This window comes from Rahnella variigena, assembly GCF_003610915.1.
In the GTDB taxonomy this organism is placed as follows: Bacteria; Pseudomonadota; Gammaproteobacteria; order Enterobacterales; family Enterobacteriaceae; genus Rahnella; species Rahnella variigena.
Genome location: NZ_NSDJ01000001.1, coordinates 865,931 through 882,219 on the forward strand (window position 1 = coordinate 865,931; position 16,289 = coordinate 882,219).

Here is a 16,289-nt window from a genome sequence, read left to right on the forward strand (position 1 = left end):
CAGTGATCCATGAGGTAGTGTTTATGAGCTTTTTCCACGCAAACCAGCGCGAAGCGCTGAACCAGAATCTGGCCGAGTTACAAGGTCAGATTAACGTTTCTTTCGAATTTTTCCCGCCGCGTACCAGCGAAATGGAAGACACGTTGTGGAGCTCTATTGACCGTCTCAGCAGCCTCAAGCCCAAGTTTGTCTCTGTGACTTACGGCGCGAACTCAGGCGAGCGCGACCGTACGCACAGCATCATCAAAGGCATTAAAGAACGTACCGGTCTGGAAGCGGCTCCGCATCTGACCTGTATCGATGCCAGCCGGGATGAGTTGCGCCAGATTGCAGAGGATTACTGGAACAGCGGCATTCGTCACATTGTGGCCCTGCGCGGTGATTTACCGGCAGGCGGCGGCAAACCGGAAATGTATGCCACCGATCTGGTGCAGTTGCTGAAAGAAGTGGGTGACTTCGATATTTCGGTCGCGGCTTATCCGGAAGTGCATCCTGAAGCCAAAAGCGCGCAGTCTGACCTGATTAACCTGAAGCGTAAAATTGATGCCGGCGCCAACCGCGCCATCACGCAGTTCTTCTTCGATGTGGAAAGCTACCTGCGTTTTCGTGACCGCTGCGCCGGTCAGGGCATTGATGTGGAAATCGTGCCGGGCATTCTGCCGGTCTCCAACTTCAAACAGCTGACACGTTTTGCCACTATGACGAACGTGCGTGTGCCGAAATGGATGAACAGCCAGTTTGAAGGGCTGGATGATGATGCAGAAACCCGCAAAATGGTCGGTGCCAATATCGCGATGGACATGGTGAAAATCCTCAGCCGCGAAGGTGTGAAGGACTTCCACTTCTACACCCTGAACCGTGCAGAAATGAGTTATGCGATTTGCCACACGCTGGGTGTGCGTCCTGAAATTGCCGTGCCGGTTCGCGCGTAATCTTTCCTGCTTAAATCCTGAAAACAAAAAACCCGCGAATTCGCGGGTTTTTCTTTGGCTGCTTTTCTGCGGAAACTAGCCGGTATTGCGCATACCTGCTGCCACGCCGGCGATCGTCACCATCAGCGCCTGCTCTACGTTGGCATCCTGTTTACCGTCTTTTTCCAGCTCGCGGGAACGGTGCAGCAATTCAGCCTGCAACACGTTAAGCGGGTCGGTATAGACATTACGCAGTGCGATGGATTCTGCAATCCACGGCAAATCTTCCATCAGGTGATCGTCGTTAGAAATCGCCAGAATCACTTTGATGTCGCTCGCCAGCTGGTCGCGCAGCTGCTGGCCGAGCGGCCACAGCTCTTCACCCACCAGACGGTGATCGTAGTATTCCGCCAGCCACAGGTCCGCTTTCGCAAACACCATTTCCAGCATGCCGATACGGGTGGAGAAGAATGGCCAGTCACGGCACATGGTTTCCAGTTCGTCGCGTTTACCGCCATCCACCACAGACTGCAAACCGGCACCTGCGCCCAGCCAGGCTGGCAGCATCAGACGGTTTTGCGTCCAGGCGAAAATCCACGGAATAGCACGCAGGCTTTCAACGCCGCCGCTGGCTTTACGTTTCGCCGGGCGTGAACCCAGTGGCAGTTTTGCCAGTTCCTGTTCAGGCGTTGCGGCGCGGAAGTAAGGCACGAAGTCTTTGTTCTCACGCACGTACCCGCGGTACATCTTGCACGACACATCAGACAGCTGTTCCATGATGTCCACCCAGGCTTGTTTCGGCTCAGGCGGTGGCAACAAGTTGGCTTCCAGAATCGCAGAAGTGTAAAGCGCCAGGCTGCTGATGGTGACTTCCGGCAAACCGAATTTGAAGCGGATCATCTCGCCCTGTTCGGTAACGCGCAGACCGCCTTTCAGGCTGCCCGGAGGCTGAGACAACAACGCTGCCTGAGCCGGTGCGCCGCCGCGGCCGATAGAACCGCCGCGTCCGTGGAACAGTGTCAGGGCAATACCGGCTTTCTCGCAGGTTTTGATCAGTGCATCCTGCGCGCGATATTGCGCCCACGATGCCGCCATCACGCCCGCGTCTTTCGCGGAGTCGGAATAGCCAATCATCACCATCTGTTTGCCCTGAATAAAACCGCGATACCAGTCGATGCTCAGCAATTGCTTCATGACATCGTCGGCATTGTTCAGGTCGTCCAGCGTTTCGAACAGCGGCGCGACAGGCATCGGGAACGGGCAACCGGCTTCTTTAAGCAGCAGATGCACGGCCAGCACGTCAGACGGCGTACGCGCCATCGAAATCACGTATGCGGCAATTGAGCCTTCCGGCGCTTCGGCGATAACCTGACAGGTATCGAGCACTTCTTTGGTGTCAGCGCTCGGTTCCCAGTGACGCGGCACCAGCGGACGCTGTGAGTTCAGTTCGCGGATCAGGAAAGCCTGTTTGTCGGATTCTGACCAGCTTTCGTAATCGCCTAACCCCAGATAGCGGGTGATTTCAGCAATCGCGTCGGTATGACGGGTGCTTTCCTGACGCACGTCGATACGCACCAGCGGCACGCCGAAGCAGCGCACACGACGCAGGGTATCCAGCAACTGACCGTTGGCGATAATGCCCATATTGCAGGCTTGCAGCGACTGGTAACAGGCGTAAAGCGGTGCCCACAGCTGGTCATTTTTCACCAACAAATCGTGAGGACGCGCAACGCGCTCGCCTTTCAGACGGGCTTCCAGATACACCTGGGTATTGGTCAGCTGCGAACGCAGCTGTTTCATGATTTCGCGGTAAGGTTCGAGGATGTCCGCACCGCCGGCCAGCTCGCGCAACTCCGGTGTACATTCGGTCATCGACAGCTCTGATACCAGCACTGCGATATCGCGCAGGAACAGGTCAGTGGCTTTCCAGCGGCTCAGCAACAGCACGTGACGGGTGATATCGGCGGTCACGTTCGGGTTACCGTCGCGGTCGCCACCCATCCAGGAGGTGAAGCGCACCGGCACGGCTTCCACTGGCATTTTATAATCCAGTGAGGTTTCCAGCTGTTCGTTCAGTTCACGCAGGAAAGCAGGCACGCCTTCCCACAGGCTGTTCTCAACAACGGCAAAGCCCCATTTGGCTTCATCCACCGGAGAAGGGCGGTTTTTGCGGATTTCATCGGTATGCCATGACTGCGCGATCAGCTGACGCAGACGGCGCATGATTTGTTTGCGCTCGTAATCGGCCAGATCGTTATGGTCGAGTTGTTTGAGGCAGTTATTCACTTCCACCAGTTTGTGGATCAGCGTACGGCGGGCAATTTCTGTCGGGTGCGCGGTAAGCACCAGTTCGATAGAAAGCTGGTCAACGGCATCACGTAATTGCTGTTCAGAGAGATTTTTGGATTTCAGACGATCGAACAATTGCGCCAGCGCTTCAGGATTGCTGGCCGCTTCGCCGTGCGGCGAAATGCTGTGATATTGTTCCGCCACGTTGGCTAAATTCAGGAACTGGCTAAAGGCACGGGCAACAGGCAGCAACTCATCATTGGAGAGATTTTGCAGCGTTGACAGTAATTCCTGTCGATCCGCGTCGTTTCCGGCACGGGAGGATTTCGACAGCTTACGGATTTTCTCAACACGATCCAGGATATGCTCTCCCAACGTATCTTTGATCGTGTCGCCTAGCAATTTACCTAAGGTACTGACATTACTTCGCATTGCGGAATATTGTTCGTTCATATTACCTCTGACCCGTTCTCTCGTTTAATTTTTATATTCTGTAAATAACTTTCACCCGTCAGGCATTCTTGCCCCGTTCACCCTGCCAACCTGGCCACACTTTTTAAAAGCCACCCCTGTTTTAACCCAAAAACCCCCGATCACTCACGTGAAAAATGGTCTTTTTGGCGATGTCGCTGAAATTTAATTACAACAGCGACGATATCAGTTTGGCTAATCAACGTTTTGTACAGTATCAAAGGGCGCCTGTGAGCGCCCTGATTGTTTCTTCATCAATCCGTCATTCAGTATCAGTGATAACAGAAATGATGAACAACCTGAGAAATCAGCTCGCGAGTCGGTCTAATGAACGCAGTATCAATATATTCATCTGGCTGGTGCGCCTGATCGATAGAACCCGGTCCGAGAACCAGCGTCGGGCACAGTTCCTGAATAAACGGCGCTTCGGTGCAGTAGTTAACGATTTCCGTTTCCACACCCAGCAGTTTCTCGACCACCTGCACCAGCGGATGATCCGGCGGACACTCATAGCCAGGGATCGGCGGATGCAGTTCTTCAATCATGATACGTCCCGGCCAGCGTTCGCTCACCGGTGCCAGAGCCTCGTTCAGCAGACCATCAATGTCGGTCAGCGTCAGACCCGGCAGCGGGCGGATATCCATATGCATTTCGCAGCAGGCACAAATACGGTTTGGCGCATCGCCGCCGTTAATGTAGCCAAAGTTCATGGTCGGGTACGGAATGACGAAACCACTGTGGTTGTAACGGCTTTTCAGCGTATTGCGCAGCGTCATTAAATGGGTAATCGATTCGTGCATCAGTTCAATGGCATTCACGCCACGTGAAGGGTCACTTGAATGACCGGACTGGCCGGTGATGCGGATCGCATTCGACAAGTGACCTTTATGCGCACGAACAGGCTTCAGGGACGTCGGTTCGCCGATGATCGCGCAGTCAGGGCGAATTTTGGCGTTTTTGGAGAAATAGCTGGCACCGGCCATGGTGGTTTCTTCATCGGCGGTCGCCAAAATATACAGCGGTTTAGTCAGTTTGGTCAGGTCAACATCACGCAGTGAATCGAGGATAAAGGCGAAGAAACCTTTCATGTCGGCGGTACCCAAACCATAGAGCTTATTTTCATGCTCGGTGAGGGTGAAAGGATCGCGTGTCCAGCGGCCGTCATCAAACGGAACGGTGTCGGTGTGACCGGCCAGCAGTAAGCCGCCTGCGCCTTCGCCGGTACTGGCTAACATATTGAATTTATGGCGCGTTCCTGGAACGGGTTGCACTTCGACTTTGAAGCCTAAATCACCGAACCAGCCTGCCAGTAAATTGATTAACGTCTCATTGCTCTGGTCCAGCGCCGCATCTGTTGCGCTGATGGAAGGGGTTGCGATTAACGCCCGGTAGAGCTCAATAAAAGGAGGTAATTTCATCTTCACTGTTGACAGCCTTTAGTTAGGGTAGTATTCATATTCATGCAATAATTGTGAATAAAAATACAATAAGCCAGCGCGTAAGGAAACCGGAAAAAAATTCATCCGGCCCCTACCCAAAATTGAGAAGGTGAACAAGCCCTATGTTGAATACGCTGATTGTCGGTGCCACAGGTTATGCCGGAGCCGAACTCGCTGCTTACCTGAATCGCCACCCACATATGAACATAACCGGTTTAACGGTTTCAGCGCAAAGTGCAGATGCAGGAAAATTGCTTTCTGATTTGCATCCTCAATTAAAAGGCATCGTCGATTTGCCTGTTTTGCCACTCACTGACGTGGCGGAAGCAGCGAAAGGTGTCGATGTGGTATTTCTGGCGACCGCGCACGAAGTCAGCCATGACCTCGCGCCGCAGTTTCTGGCGGCGGGCTGTGTGGTGTTTGATCTCTCCGGTGCCTTCCGCGTCAGCAAACCTGAGTTTTACACCGAATTCTACGGCTTCGAGCATCAGCATCTCGATTTGCTCGACAAAGCCGTGTACGGCCTGGCGGAATGGCAGGCTGACAAATTAAAAGACGCGCAGCTGATTGCCGTGCCGGGTTGCTACCCGACCGCTTCACAGCTGGCGCTGAAACCGCTTATCGAAAATGGTTTGCTCAATGACAGCCAGTGGCCGGTCATCAACGCCACCAGCGGCGTCAGCGGCGCAGGGCGTAAAGCCACGCTCGGCAACAGCTTCTGCGAAGTCAGCCTTCAGCCGTACAAACTCTTCAGTCACCGTCATCAGCCGGAAATCGCTGAACACCTTGGCGTGCCGGTGATTTTTACTCCGCATCTGGGCAACTTCCCGCGCGGTATTCTGGCGACCATCACCTGCCGTCTGAACGCGGGTGTGACGGAGCAGGATGTGGCGGAAGCTTTCCATAATGCTTATCACGATAAACCGCTGGTGCGTTTGTACACCAAAGGTGTTCCGGCACTGAAAGACGTGGTCGGGCTGCCGTTCTGCGACATTGGTTTTGCGGTGAAAGGCGAACATCTGATTGTGGTAGCGACGGAAGATAATGTGCTGAAAGGCGCGTCTGCACAGGCGGTTCAGTGCATGAATATCCGTTTCGGCTTCCCTGAAACGCAATCGCTGCTTTAACGATCTCTCTGATTGTCAGCAGACAAAAACAATCGCCCCTGAGCGTTTATCCAGACGCGCAGGGGTGCTAGATTAAATGAAACCTATTGTTATTAATTAACATTCTCAACCGGTCGGGGCGCGAACAGCTATGAATCCGTTAGTCATCAAATTAGGTGGTGTGTTGCTGGACAATGAAGAAGCGCTTGAGCGCCTGTTCATGGCGGTAGTGGCTTATCGTCAGGAATATCACCGCCCGCTGGTCATTGTTCACGGTGGCGGCTACCTGGTTGATGAGCTGATGAAAAAGCTGAATCTGCCTGTGGTGAAAAAGGCCGGTCTGCGTGTTACTCCGGCTGATCAGATTGATATCATCACCGGCGCGCTGGCGGGCAGTGCTAATAAAACCCTGCTGGCGTGGGCGGTCAAAAACCACATCAATGCGGTTGGCCTGTCTCTGGCGGATGGCGGCACGGTCAGCGTGACGCAGCTGGATGAATCACTGGGCTTTGTCGGCAAAGCCGAAGCGGGTAATCCGGCGCTGATCAACACGCTGACCGGCGCAGGTTATCTGCCGATTGTCAGCTCTATCGGCATCACTGCTGCTGGCGAACTGATGAATGTTAATGCGGATCAGGCAGCGACGGCGCTGGCGGCTACACTGGGCGCAGATCTGATCCTGTTGTCGGATGTTAGCGGTATTCTCGATGGCAAAGGCCAGCGCATTCCGGAAATGAGTGCAGAGAAAGCTGAACAGCTTATCGATCAGGGCATCATCACTGACGGTATGATCGTCAAAGTTAACGCCGCGCTGGACGCTGCGCGTTCTCTCGGACGTCCGGTGGATATCGCCAGCTGGCGTCACGCTGAACAATTACCAGCACTCTTTAACGGTGTCGCCATCGGCACACGCATACTGGCGTAACGCACCGGCGGCGCATTCGGTATACCCTTTTCAAGGGCGCAGCATAGTGCGCCCTTTTGCATAATAAATTCAGGAGCAGGAAAATGGCACTTTGGGGCGGACGTTTTACTCAGGCAGCGGATCAGCGGTTTAAAGAACTCAATGACTCACTGCGTTTCGATTACCGGCTGGCAGAGCAGGACATCGTAGGTTCCGTGGCCTGGTCCAAAGCGCTGGTGACTGTGAACGTATTAACAGCCGATGAGCAAATCCAGCTGGAAGAAGCCCTGACCGTATTGCTGGAAGAAGTCCGTGCCAATCCCCGCGCTATTTTAGCCAGCGACGCTGAAGACATTCACAGCTGGGTCGAAGGCAAGCTTATCGACAAAGTGGGCAACCTCGGTAAAAAACTGCATACCGGCCGCAGCCGTAACGATCAGGTCGCGACCGACATCAAACTGTGGTGCAAAGCGCAAGTGGTTGAACTGGGCGAGGCATTACATCACTTGCAGCAGGCGCTGGTCGCGACGGCCGAAGCCAATCAGGATGCCGTGATGCCGGGTTACACCCACCTGCAACGCGCTCAGCCGGTGACCTTTGCGCACTGGTGCATGGCGTATGTCGAAATGCTGGCGCGTGATGAAAGCCGCCTGAAAGATACCCTGACTCGTCTGGACGTCAGCCCGCTGGGTTGTGGCGCTCTGGCCGGTACTGCCTATCCGATGGACCGCGAACAGCTGGCAGGCTGGTTAGGTTTTGCTTCAGCGACCCGTAACAGCCTCGACAGCGTGTCTGACCGCGACCACGTGCTTGAACTGCTTTCTAACGCGGCTATCAGCATGGTTCACCTTTCCCGTTTTGCCGAAGACCTGATCTTCTTCAATACCGGTGAAGCGGCGTTTATCGATTTGTCCGACCGCGTGACTTCCGGTTCTTCCCTGATGCCGCAGAAGAAAAACCCGGACGCGCTGGAGCTGATCCGTGGCAAATGTGGTCGTGTGCAGGGCGCACTGACCGGCATGATGATGACCATGAAAGGCCTGCCGCTGGCGTATAACAAAGACATGCAGGAAGACAAAGAAGGGTTGTTCGACGCGCTCGACACCTGGATGGATTGCCTGAACATGGCTTCTCTGGTGCTGGATGGAATTCAGGTGAAACGCCCGCGTGCGAAAGAGGCCGCGCAGCAAGGTTACGCCAACTCTACCGAGCTGGCCGATTATCTGGTTGCTAAAGGCGTGCCGTTCCGTGAAGCGCACCATATTGTCGGTGAAGCGGTTGTCGAAGCCATTAATCAAGGCAAAGCGCTGGAAGAATTGCCGCTGGCGGATTTGCAGAAATTTAGCTCTGTGATTGGCGATGACGTTTACGCCATTCTCGAGCTGCAATCCTGTCTCGACAAACGTGCCGCCAAAGGGGGTGTTTCTCCGCAGCAGGTCGCCCAGGCGATTGCCGATGCGAAAGCGCGTTTAGCGTAAAATAAAAAAAAGGCGGATCAGAGATCCGCCAACGTTCACGTAGTCTTACTTTGCTTCTTTTTGTTGGTAATGCAGGGATTTCTTGTCTTACTTCTTACAGCTGTTTCTTATCGAAGATTATTGTGCGACTTCACACAGGTCTTCTGTTTCTGAATGGAGGTAAACCTCCAGGTCGTCACTTCCCCCGATGTGGCGTCCACCGATAAAGACTTGCGGCACTGTCGCCCGGCCCGTCACGGCGCGCAGACTGACAGTCGTTGCATCTTTACCTAATACAATTTCTTCGTACTGAATGCCGCGTTCCTGCAACATTTGTTTGGCTTTCGCACAGAACGGACAGCCCGGTTTGGTGAACACAGACACGGATTCCTGCACTTTGAATTCAGGTGCCAGGTATTTCAGCATGGTGTCGGCATCAGACACTTCAAATGGGTCGCCCGGTTTGTTTGGCTCGACGAACATTTTCTCGACCACGCCGTTACGCACCAGCATGGAATAACGCCATGAGCGCGGGCCGAAACCTAAATCGGCTTTTTCGACCAGCATGTCCATCCCTTTGGTGAATTCACCGTTGCCGTCCGGGATGAAAGTGATGTTGGACGCGTTCTGTTCAGCTTTCCACGCGTTCATCACGAAGGTGTCATTCACGGAAACACACAGAATGCTGTCAACGCCGTGGCTTTTAAACACCGGTGCCAGTTCGTTGTAACGTGGCAGATGGCTCGAAGAACAGGTCGGGGTAAATGCGCCCGGCAGTGAAAAAACAATCACAGTTTTATTTTTAAACAGCTCATCGCTGCTGAGATCTACCCACTGGTCGCCCTGGCGGGTGTGAAAAGTAACTTGCGGTACGTGTTTCCCTTCCTGGCTTGCAAACATGAATAACCTCTTAATTAATCAATCAAATAGAAAGTATTTTCGGCATTGCCGTTTCGTTGGAAGGCATTATTAACGATAAAGGTTGATAGATATAATCGTTGATTGCTATCTTATCTATCGTTACCGGCTATCGCATTGCCTTTTAGGGACTGGAGGAAAAAATGAACATCCGTGATTTAGAGTATCTGGTGGCACTGGCAGAGTTCCGCCATTTTCGTCGCGCCGCAGACTCATGCCATGTCAGCCAGCCAACGTTAAGCGGACAGATCCGCAAACTGGAAGACGAGCTGGGTGTGATGTTGCTGGAAAGAACCAGCCGTAAGGTGCTGTTTACCCAAGCGGGTTTACTGCTGGTCGATCAGGCGCGCACAGTGCTGCGTGAAGTGAAAGTACTTAAAGAGATGGCGAGTCAGCAGGGTGAAGCGATGTCCGGGCCGATGCACATCGGACTCATCCCAACCGTCGGACCTTATCTGTTGCCGCAAATTATTCCTTCACTGCACAAGACGTTTCCTAAACTGGAAATGTATCTGCACGAAGCGCAAACTCATCAGTTGCTGGCGCAGCTCGACAGCGGAAAGCTCGATTGCGCGATTCTGGCGCTGGTGAAAGAGAGCGAAGCGTTTATTGAAGTGCCGCTGTTTGATGAGCCGATGAAACTGGCGATCTATGACGATCATCCGTGGGCATCACGCGATCGCGTGGCGATGGCCGATCTGGCCGGTGAGAAACTGCTGATGCTGGAAGACGGGCACTGTCTGCGCGATCAGGCACTCGGTTTTTGCTTCCAGGCGGGCGCAGATGAAGATACCCATTTCCGCGCAACCAGTCTGGAAACACTGCGTAATATGGTGGCGGCGGGGAGCGGGATCACATTGCTGCCATCACTGGCCGTGCCTAATGAGCGCAGCCGTGACGGAGTGACGTACCTGACCTGTGACAAACCGGAACCGCGACGCACCATCGCGCTGGTATATCGTCCCGGTTCGCCACTGCGCGGGCGTTACGAACAACTGGCCGAAGCCATTAAAGAGCACATGCAGCCTTATATGGACCGAACCGCAGTCTTAAAACAGGCGGTTTAATCCGTTCAGTGCCGCAACGCGATAGGCCTCTGCCATGGTCGGATAGTTGAAGGTGGTATTAACGAAATACTCGATAGTATTCCCTTCACCTTTCTGTTCCATGATGGCCTGGCCGATGTGAATAATCTCGGCAGCGCGTTCACCAAAGCAGTGGATCCCCAGAATTTCTTTGGTATCACGGTGGAACAGGAGCTTCAGACTGCCCACGTTCATTCCGGCAATTTGTGCGCGTGCCAGATGTTTGAACTGCGCGCGACCCACTTCGTATGGCACTTTCATCGCTGTCAGTTCCTGCTCGGTTTTACCGACGGAACTGATTTCAGGGATGGTGTAGATACCGGTCGGAATGTTTTCGATCAGGTGGACTTTGGCTTCTCCCTGAATCATTGCCTGCGCGGCAATACGGCCCTGATCATAAGCGGCGGATGCCAGACTTGGGTAACCAATCACATCGCCGACCGCATAAATATGCGACAGCGCCGTCTGGTACATGCTGTTCACTTTCAGCAGACCACGGCTGTCCGCTTCAAGACCAATATTCTCCAGACCCAGCTGATCGGTGTTACCGGTGCGTCCGTTAGCGTACAACAGCGCGTCGGCTTTCACTTTTTTACCGGATTTGAGGTGCATGATCACACCGTCTTCCACGCCTTCGATCATCTCGAATTCTTCGTTGTGGCGGATAACCACACCGTTGTTCCAGAAGTGATAAGAAAGGGCGTCTGACATTTCCTGATCGAGGAAAGACAGCAGGCGGTCACGGGTGTTGATTAAGTCCACTTTGACGTTAAGACCACGGAAGATCGACGCATATTCGCAGCCGATCACACCCGCACCGTAAATAATCACATGGCGCGGTTCATGGCTCAGTTCGAGGATCAGGTCGCTGTCATAAATGCGCGGGTGACCAAAATCGACATTAGCAGGGCGGTAAGGACGCGAACCGCAGGCAATGACGATATTGTCAGCGGTGATTTGTTCGTGTGTGTTGTCGGCATAACGGATGCTGACGGTGTTGGCATCGACAAAGCTGGCATCGCCGGAGAACAACTGGCACTGGTTTCTTTCATAGAAACCCTGACGCATACGGGTCTGCTGATTAATAACTGAATCGGCGTGACGCAGAATGTCCGGGAAGCTTGAACTCATGGTGCGTGAGTTATCGCTGTAGAGCGGGTTCTGGTTAAATTCGATGATTCTGCTGACGGCGTGGCGCAGTGCTTTGGAAGGGATGGTGCCCCAGTGAGTACATCCGCCACCGACGTTGTTATAGCGTTCGATGACAGCAACCCGGGCGCCTTGTTTAACCAGTCCCATCGCGGCGCCTTCTCCGCCAGGGCCTGAGCCAATGATAATGGCATCAAAATGTGAGTGCTGTGGCATAGTTCGAAACCTATTTTTATACAAAATCACAACGAGAAAGTAACATATTACACCTGTTTACCCCACAAGCGGTTGTCATTTAATGGTAAAGCAGCAACATTCTGACCCACTTTATGCTGTGGTATCTTTGGCTCCGCCCGTCAAAAATTTTGGTATAGTGAATCGGTAACGGGCGAATAATCAAAAAGAAGAATACTATCCGGATGAAGGTTATGGGCGTAAGAGCACAACAAAAAGAGCGCACGCGTCGTTCGCTGATTGAGGCGGCTTTTAGCCAGCTCAGTGCCGAGCGCAGCTTTGCCAGTCTGAGTTTGCGTGAGGTTTCCCGCGAGGCAGGTATTGCACCCACATCCTTTTACCGGCATTTTCGCGATGTGGATGAGCTGGGCCTGACCATGGTGGATGAAAGCGGCCTGATGCTGCGCCAGCTGATGCGCCAGGCACGTCAGCGTATTGCCAAAGGCGGCAGCGTGATCCGCACGTCCGTTTCCACCTTTATGGAATTCATCGGTAATAATCCCAACGCATTCCGTTTGCTGCTGCGTGAACGCTCCGGCACGTCTTCGGCATTCCGTGCCGCCGTCGCCCGTGAAATTCAGCATTTTATTGCGGAACTTGCCGATTATCTGCAACTCGAAAACCATATGCCGCGCAGTTTTACCGAAGCGCAGGCTGAAGCCATGGTGATCATCGTTTTCAACGCCGGTGCGGAAGCGCTGGATGTGGATATCGCTCAACGCCGTCAGCTGGAAGAACGGCTGGTGCTGCAACTGCGGATGATCTCCAAAGGCGCGTATTACTGGTATCGCCGTCAACAGGAACGTACGGCTGTGACTTCCATCAATAATAAGACCTGAGGTAAAGAAGATGACCGAACAACCGAACCAGGATAATGGCACTCTGGTTTTGGCTCTGATTGCCGGGCTGTCGATTAATGGCACTTTCGATGCGTTATTCAGTTCTGTCGTAACGTTTTCGATCTTCCCGATTATTTCTCTGGTGTTGGCGGTGTACTGCCTGCACGTGCGTTACCACCGTGGCGAAATGCCGAAAGGATTACCGGTTCTGGCGGCAGCCTGTTTCCTGCTGGGCTTGGTGCTGTACAGCACCATTGTCCGGGCGGAATACCCTGAACTGGGTTCTAATTTCGTGCCGTCGCTGATCAGTGTCGCGCTGGTGTTCTGGATAGGCCTGAAGCTGAAAAAGCGAAAATCCACGTTACAGTAAGACTTTTCCCCGCCATGCATAAAGGGCAATCTGTGGATTGCCTTTTTTTATTTTTCATCCCCCTCATTCATTTAATGAACTGTCATTTCATTAATATCAAACCCATGTTCAATATTTAGAGATTGATCGCCCACTTCTTTATTTCATTGCCATAAAGTGGCTTTGAGTGGCAAAAACCAAAAGGTTTTCATTCCTGCTCCTCGTTAATTTGAATCATGGCCGGACGATACATTTTCGTTCGCATTCAGCCTACGCCTATAGGTGATTTAACAGAGGCAACACGGCAATGAAAACACGTAAAATTGGATTCTTTAATTACATCGCCTACGGTTCTGGCGATTTTCTGGGGGCAGGCACCACCGCTCTGACGGCAGCATGGCTGCTTTATTTCTACACCACCTTTTGCGGCCTTTCGCCCATCGAAGCGACCTTTATTTTTGCTACTGCGCGCGTCGCCGATGCGGTACTGAGCCCGCTGATGGGGTATCTCACTGATAACTTCGGTAACACCTGGCTAGGCAAACGGTTTGGCCGGCGTAAGTTCTTCATTCTGCTCGGTATACCCTGTGTGTTCAGCTACAGCTTTATGTGGGTGGGCGACATGGGATACGTCTACTATCTGCTGACTTATTTGCTGTTCGATATCGTCTACACCATGATTCTGGTGCCATATGAAACACTGGTACCGGAAATGACCGATGACTTTAAACAGAAGACCAAATTCTCTGGCGCACGTATCGCGCTGGCGCAGCTTTCTGCGATTCTGGCGGCGTTCCTGCCGGGCATTTTGTTGCAGCATTTCGGCAAAGATAACGCCATTTCCTTCTTCTACTCGAGTCTGGTCTTTGCGGTGATTTGCGCCTTCGTCCTGACGCTGGTCTATTTCTTTACCTGGGAACGTCCGGAAGAACTCAAATCGGAAGCCACGAAGAAAATTGAACGCGAGCGTCAGCAACTGACGCTGGCACAAAGCCTGAAACGCCTGAAAGTCGAGTTATCTTCCACGTTACGAATCAAAATTTTCCGCCAGCATCTGGGTTTGTACCTTGGCGGGTATATCGCGCAGGATGTGTTTAACGCCGTGTTCACCTATTACGTGGTGTTCGTGCTGATGCAAAGCGCAGCGATTGCTTCCAATCTGATGGGCATGATGGCGATTCTGCAATTCGTGGCGGTGATCGGCATGATCCCGTTGTGCATCCGCTTCGGCCCTGCGCCGTCTTATCGTCTGGCCGTTACGCTGTTCGGGCTGGCGACCATTTCCTACGGTGTGCTGTATTTCACCGGCATGAATGATTCGATGTCATTACTGTTGCTGATTTCCGCGCTGGCCGGTCTGGGACGCGGCGGGATCAACTACGTGCCGTGGAATATCTATACCTATATTGCTGATGTCGATGAAACCATTACCGGTCAGCGCCGCGAAGGGATTTTTGCCGGGGTGATGACGCTGACCCGCAAAGCGTCTCAGGCGGGCGCAGTCATGCTGGTGGGGATCATTCTGCAACTCGCCGGATTTGTTTCCGGGCAAAGCCAGCAGGTACCGGCGGTCGGTCATACGATTCTTGGTGTACTGGTGATCGGGTCATTGCTGATGCTCAGCATGGGTTTCATGATTTCTTTATTCTTCCGCCTGAATCAGAAAACGCACGGCGTGCTGACCCGCGAAACGCAAAAAATGCGTGATGCCAACCGCATCGTCCCGGAACAAATTACACCGGAAGACCGCGCAACGGTCGAAATGCTGACAGGGATGAAATACGAATCTCTGTGGGGCAATAACAACATCGGTTATCTGCATCGCAATAATCCGCCACCCGAAAAGCTGACCCGCGAAAATACTGCTGAAATGCCGGTCCAGGGACGTTTATAAATTTTGAATTCACAGGAGAACCCCATGAAAGTTTTTGAAGTTAAACACAGTGCTTTGCTGCGACAGCCGGAACATTTCATTTCACGCAACGAACTGAAATCGCTGATCCACAACGTGACTGACAATCTGGTGAATATTGAAGATAAAACCGGTGAATTCTTGTTACGCCTCGACGATGGCCGCGTAATTGATACCAAAGGCTGGGCGGGCTGGGAATGGACGCACGGCATCGGGCTTTACGGTATCTATCAGTATTATCAGCAGACCGGCGACGAAAAAATGCGGGCGGTGATCGACGACTGGTTTACCGCACGTCTGGCGGAAGGCACGCCGACCAAAAACGTCAATACCATGAGTCCGTTCCTGACGCTGGCTTATCGTTATGAGGAAACCGGCAATGCGGCATGGCGCCCTTATCTGGAGCGCTGGGCTGAATGGGTGATGTATGAAATGCCGCGCACTGATAAAGGTGCGATGCAGCACATCGTTTATAACAACGAAAATCATCAGCAAATGTGGGACGACACGCTGATGATGAGCGTGCTGCCGCTGGCGAAAATCGGCAAATTACTGGATCGCCCGGAATTTGTTGAAGAAGCGACGTATCAGTTCCTGATGCACGTGCAGTACCTGATGGATCGCGAAACCGGCCTGTGGTTCCACGGCTGGACGTTTGACGGGCATCATAACTTTGCTCAGGCTCGCTGGGCGCGCGGTAACAGCTGGCTGACGATTGCTATTCCGGAATTCCTCGAACTGGTGGATTTACCGGAAAACAACGCAACACGCCGCTATTTATTGCAGGTGCTGGAAAGTCAGGTCAGTGCGCTGGCGAGATGTCAGGACGACAGCGGTTTATGGCATACGCTGCTCGACGATCCGCACTCTTATCTGGAAAGTTCGGCGACCGCTGGTTTTGCCTACGGCATCCTGAAAGCGGTACGTAAACGTTATATCGATGCGTCTTATGCGCCGGTGGCGGAGAAAGCCATTCAGGGTGTGATCAAGCATATCAATCCGACCGGTGAACTGACGCAAACCTCATTCGGCACGGCGATGGGCAATGATCTCGATTTCTACCGTGAAATCGCCCTGACATCTATGCCTTACGGGCAGGCGATGGCGATCCTGTGTCTGTCAGAATATCTGCGGGTCTATTTGTAATATCGTGTTGTAATATCGTGGACAACGGACTGAAATAAAAACGGGCACTCAAAAGGTGCCCGTTTTTGTTTTTCCATCCG

At 52.9% G+C, this 16,289-nt stretch carries 13 protein-coding genes; 9 read left to right on the forward strand and 4 right to left on the reverse strand.

What is annotated here, in order from left to right:
- The first annotated feature begins 23 nt into the window (after positions 1-23).
- A complete protein-coding gene (gene metF, locus CKQ54_RS04020; protein WP_113877611.1) occupies positions 24-932 on the forward strand; it encodes a methylenetetrahydrofolate reductase in 909 nt (302 codons plus the stop codon).
- A 75-nt stretch (positions 933-1,007) separates the two neighbouring features.
- Here metF and ppc read toward each other — a convergent pair whose 3' ends face one another.
- Positions 1,008-3,653, reverse strand: coding sequence for a phosphoenolpyruvate carboxylase (gene ppc, locus CKQ54_RS04025; protein WP_120163785.1), 2,646 nt, complete (start codon positions 3,651-3,653; stop codon positions 1,008-1,010).
- A 290-nt stretch (positions 3,654-3,943) separates the two neighbouring features.
- Entirely contained in the window at positions 3,944-5,095 is a 1,152-nt protein-coding gene (gene argE, locus CKQ54_RS04030; protein ID WP_120163784.1) for an acetylornithine deacetylase, read from the reverse strand.
- Positions 5,096-5,232: 137 nt separating this feature from the next.
- On the opposite strand from argE, the gene argC reads away from it, so the two are divergent.
- The 3 genes from argC to argH all read left to right on the forward strand — a co-directional run bounded on the left by argC (position 5,233) and on the right by argH (position 8,598).
- Entirely contained in the window at positions 5,233-6,237 is a 1,005-nt protein-coding gene (gene argC, locus CKQ54_RS04035; RefSeq protein ID WP_047608610.1) for an N-acetyl-gamma-glutamyl-phosphate reductase, read from the forward strand.
- A gap of 130 nt (positions 6,238-6,367) precedes the next feature.
- Positions 6,368-7,141, forward strand: a complete 774-nt coding sequence (gene argB / locus CKQ54_RS04040) for an acetylglutamate kinase (protein ID WP_120163783.1) — start codon at positions 6,368-6,370, stop codon at positions 7,139-7,141.
- An 83-nt stretch (positions 7,142-7,224) separates the two neighbouring features.
- Positions 7,225-8,598, forward strand: coding sequence for an argininosuccinate lyase (gene argH, locus CKQ54_RS04045; RefSeq protein WP_113877610.1), 1,374 nt, complete (start codon positions 7,225-7,227; stop codon positions 8,596-8,598).
- A gap of 117 nt (positions 8,599-8,715) precedes the next feature.
- On the opposite strand, the gene CKQ54_RS04050 is transcribed toward argH, so the two are convergent.
- Positions 8,716-9,477, reverse strand: coding sequence for a glutathione peroxidase (locus CKQ54_RS04050; protein WP_112289358.1), 762 nt, complete (start codon positions 9,475-9,477; stop codon positions 8,716-8,718).
- A 161-nt stretch (positions 9,478-9,638) separates the two neighbouring features.
- Here CKQ54_RS04050 and oxyR point away from each other — a divergent pair, with 161 nt between their 5' ends.
- Positions 9,639-10,562: a DNA-binding transcriptional regulator OxyR gene (oxyR, locus tag CKQ54_RS04055; RefSeq protein ID WP_112289359.1), complete on the forward strand. Its 924-nt coding sequence runs from the start codon at positions 9,639-9,641 to the stop codon at positions 10,560-10,562.
- Here oxyR and sthA read toward each other — a convergent pair.
- Complete coding sequence (sthA, locus tag CKQ54_RS04060) at positions 10,545-11,945, reverse strand: Si-specific NAD(P)(+) transhydrogenase (RefSeq protein WP_112289360.1); 1,401 nt, start codon at positions 11,943-11,945, stop codon at positions 10,545-10,547. The genes oxyR and sthA overlap by 18 nt on opposite strands.
- Positions 11,946-12,157: 212 nt before the next feature.
- On the opposite strand from sthA, the gene fabR reads away from it, so the two are divergent.
- From fabR to bglB, 4 genes are all read left to right on the forward strand, one after another.
- Positions 12,158-12,802 carry an HTH-type transcriptional repressor FabR gene (gene fabR / locus CKQ54_RS04065; RefSeq protein ID WP_120163782.1) on the forward strand — a complete coding sequence of 215 codons (645 nt, stop codon included), beginning with the start codon at positions 12,158-12,160 and terminating at the stop codon, positions 12,800-12,802.
- A 10-nt stretch (positions 12,803-12,812) separates the two neighbouring features.
- Positions 12,813-13,172 (forward strand): YijD family membrane protein, encoded by a 360-nt coding sequence (locus tag CKQ54_RS04070; RefSeq protein ID WP_113877606.1) that lies wholly within the window; start codon positions 12,813-12,815, stop codon positions 13,170-13,172.
- A gap of 286 nt (positions 13,173-13,458) precedes the next feature.
- Complete coding sequence (locus CKQ54_RS04075) at positions 13,459-15,045, forward strand: MFS transporter (RefSeq protein WP_112289363.1); 1,587 nt, start codon at positions 13,459-13,461, stop codon at positions 15,043-15,045.
- 24 nt (positions 15,046-15,069) lie between these two features.
- Positions 15,070-16,209, forward strand: a complete 1,140-nt coding sequence (gene bglB, locus CKQ54_RS04080; protein WP_120163781.1) for a beta-galactosidase BglB — start codon at positions 15,070-15,072, stop codon at positions 16,207-16,209.
- The last annotated feature ends 80 nt before the right edge of the window (positions 16,210-16,289 follow it).

Bases quoted from the DNA above. Each gene is read 5' to 3' on its own strand.
- argC (WP_047608610.1), top strand. From the start codon at position 5,233: ATGTTGAATACGCTGATTGTCGGTGCCACAGGTTATGCCGGAGCCGAA.
- sthA (WP_112289360.1), bottom strand. From the start codon at position 11,945: ATGCCACAGCACTCACATTTTGATGCCATTATCATTGGCTCAGGCCCT.
- oxyR (WP_112289359.1), top strand. From the start codon at position 9,639: ATGAACATCCGTGATTTAGAGTATCTGGTGGCACTGGCAGAGTTCCGC.
- fabR (WP_120163782.1), top strand. From the start codon at position 12,158: ATGGGCGTAAGAGCACAACAAAAAGAGCGCACGCGTCGTTCGCTGATT.
- CKQ54_RS04075 (WP_112289363.1), top strand. From the start codon at position 13,459: ATGAAAACACGTAAAATTGGATTCTTTAATTACATCGCCTACGGTTCT.
- CKQ54_RS04050 (WP_112289358.1), bottom strand. From the start codon at position 9,477: ATGTTTGCAAGCCAGGAAGGGAAACACGTACCGCAAGTTACTTTTCAC.
- bglB (WP_120163781.1), top strand. From the start codon at position 15,070: ATGAAAGTTTTTGAAGTTAAACACAGTGCTTTGCTGCGACAGCCGGAA.
- metF (WP_113877611.1), top strand. From the start codon at position 24: ATGAGCTTTTTCCACGCAAACCAGCGCGAAGCGCTGAACCAGAATCTG.
- argB (WP_120163783.1), top strand. From the start codon at position 6,368: ATGAATCCGTTAGTCATCAAATTAGGTGGTGTGTTGCTGGACAATGAA.
- argH (WP_113877610.1), top strand. From the start codon at position 7,225: ATGGCACTTTGGGGCGGACGTTTTACTCAGGCAGCGGATCAGCGGTTT.
- CKQ54_RS04070 (WP_113877606.1), top strand. From the start codon at position 12,813: ATGACCGAACAACCGAACCAGGATAATGGCACTCTGGTTTTGGCTCTG.
- ppc (WP_120163785.1), bottom strand. From the start codon at position 3,653: ATGAACGAACAATATTCCGCAATGCGAAGTAATGTCAGTACCTTAGGT.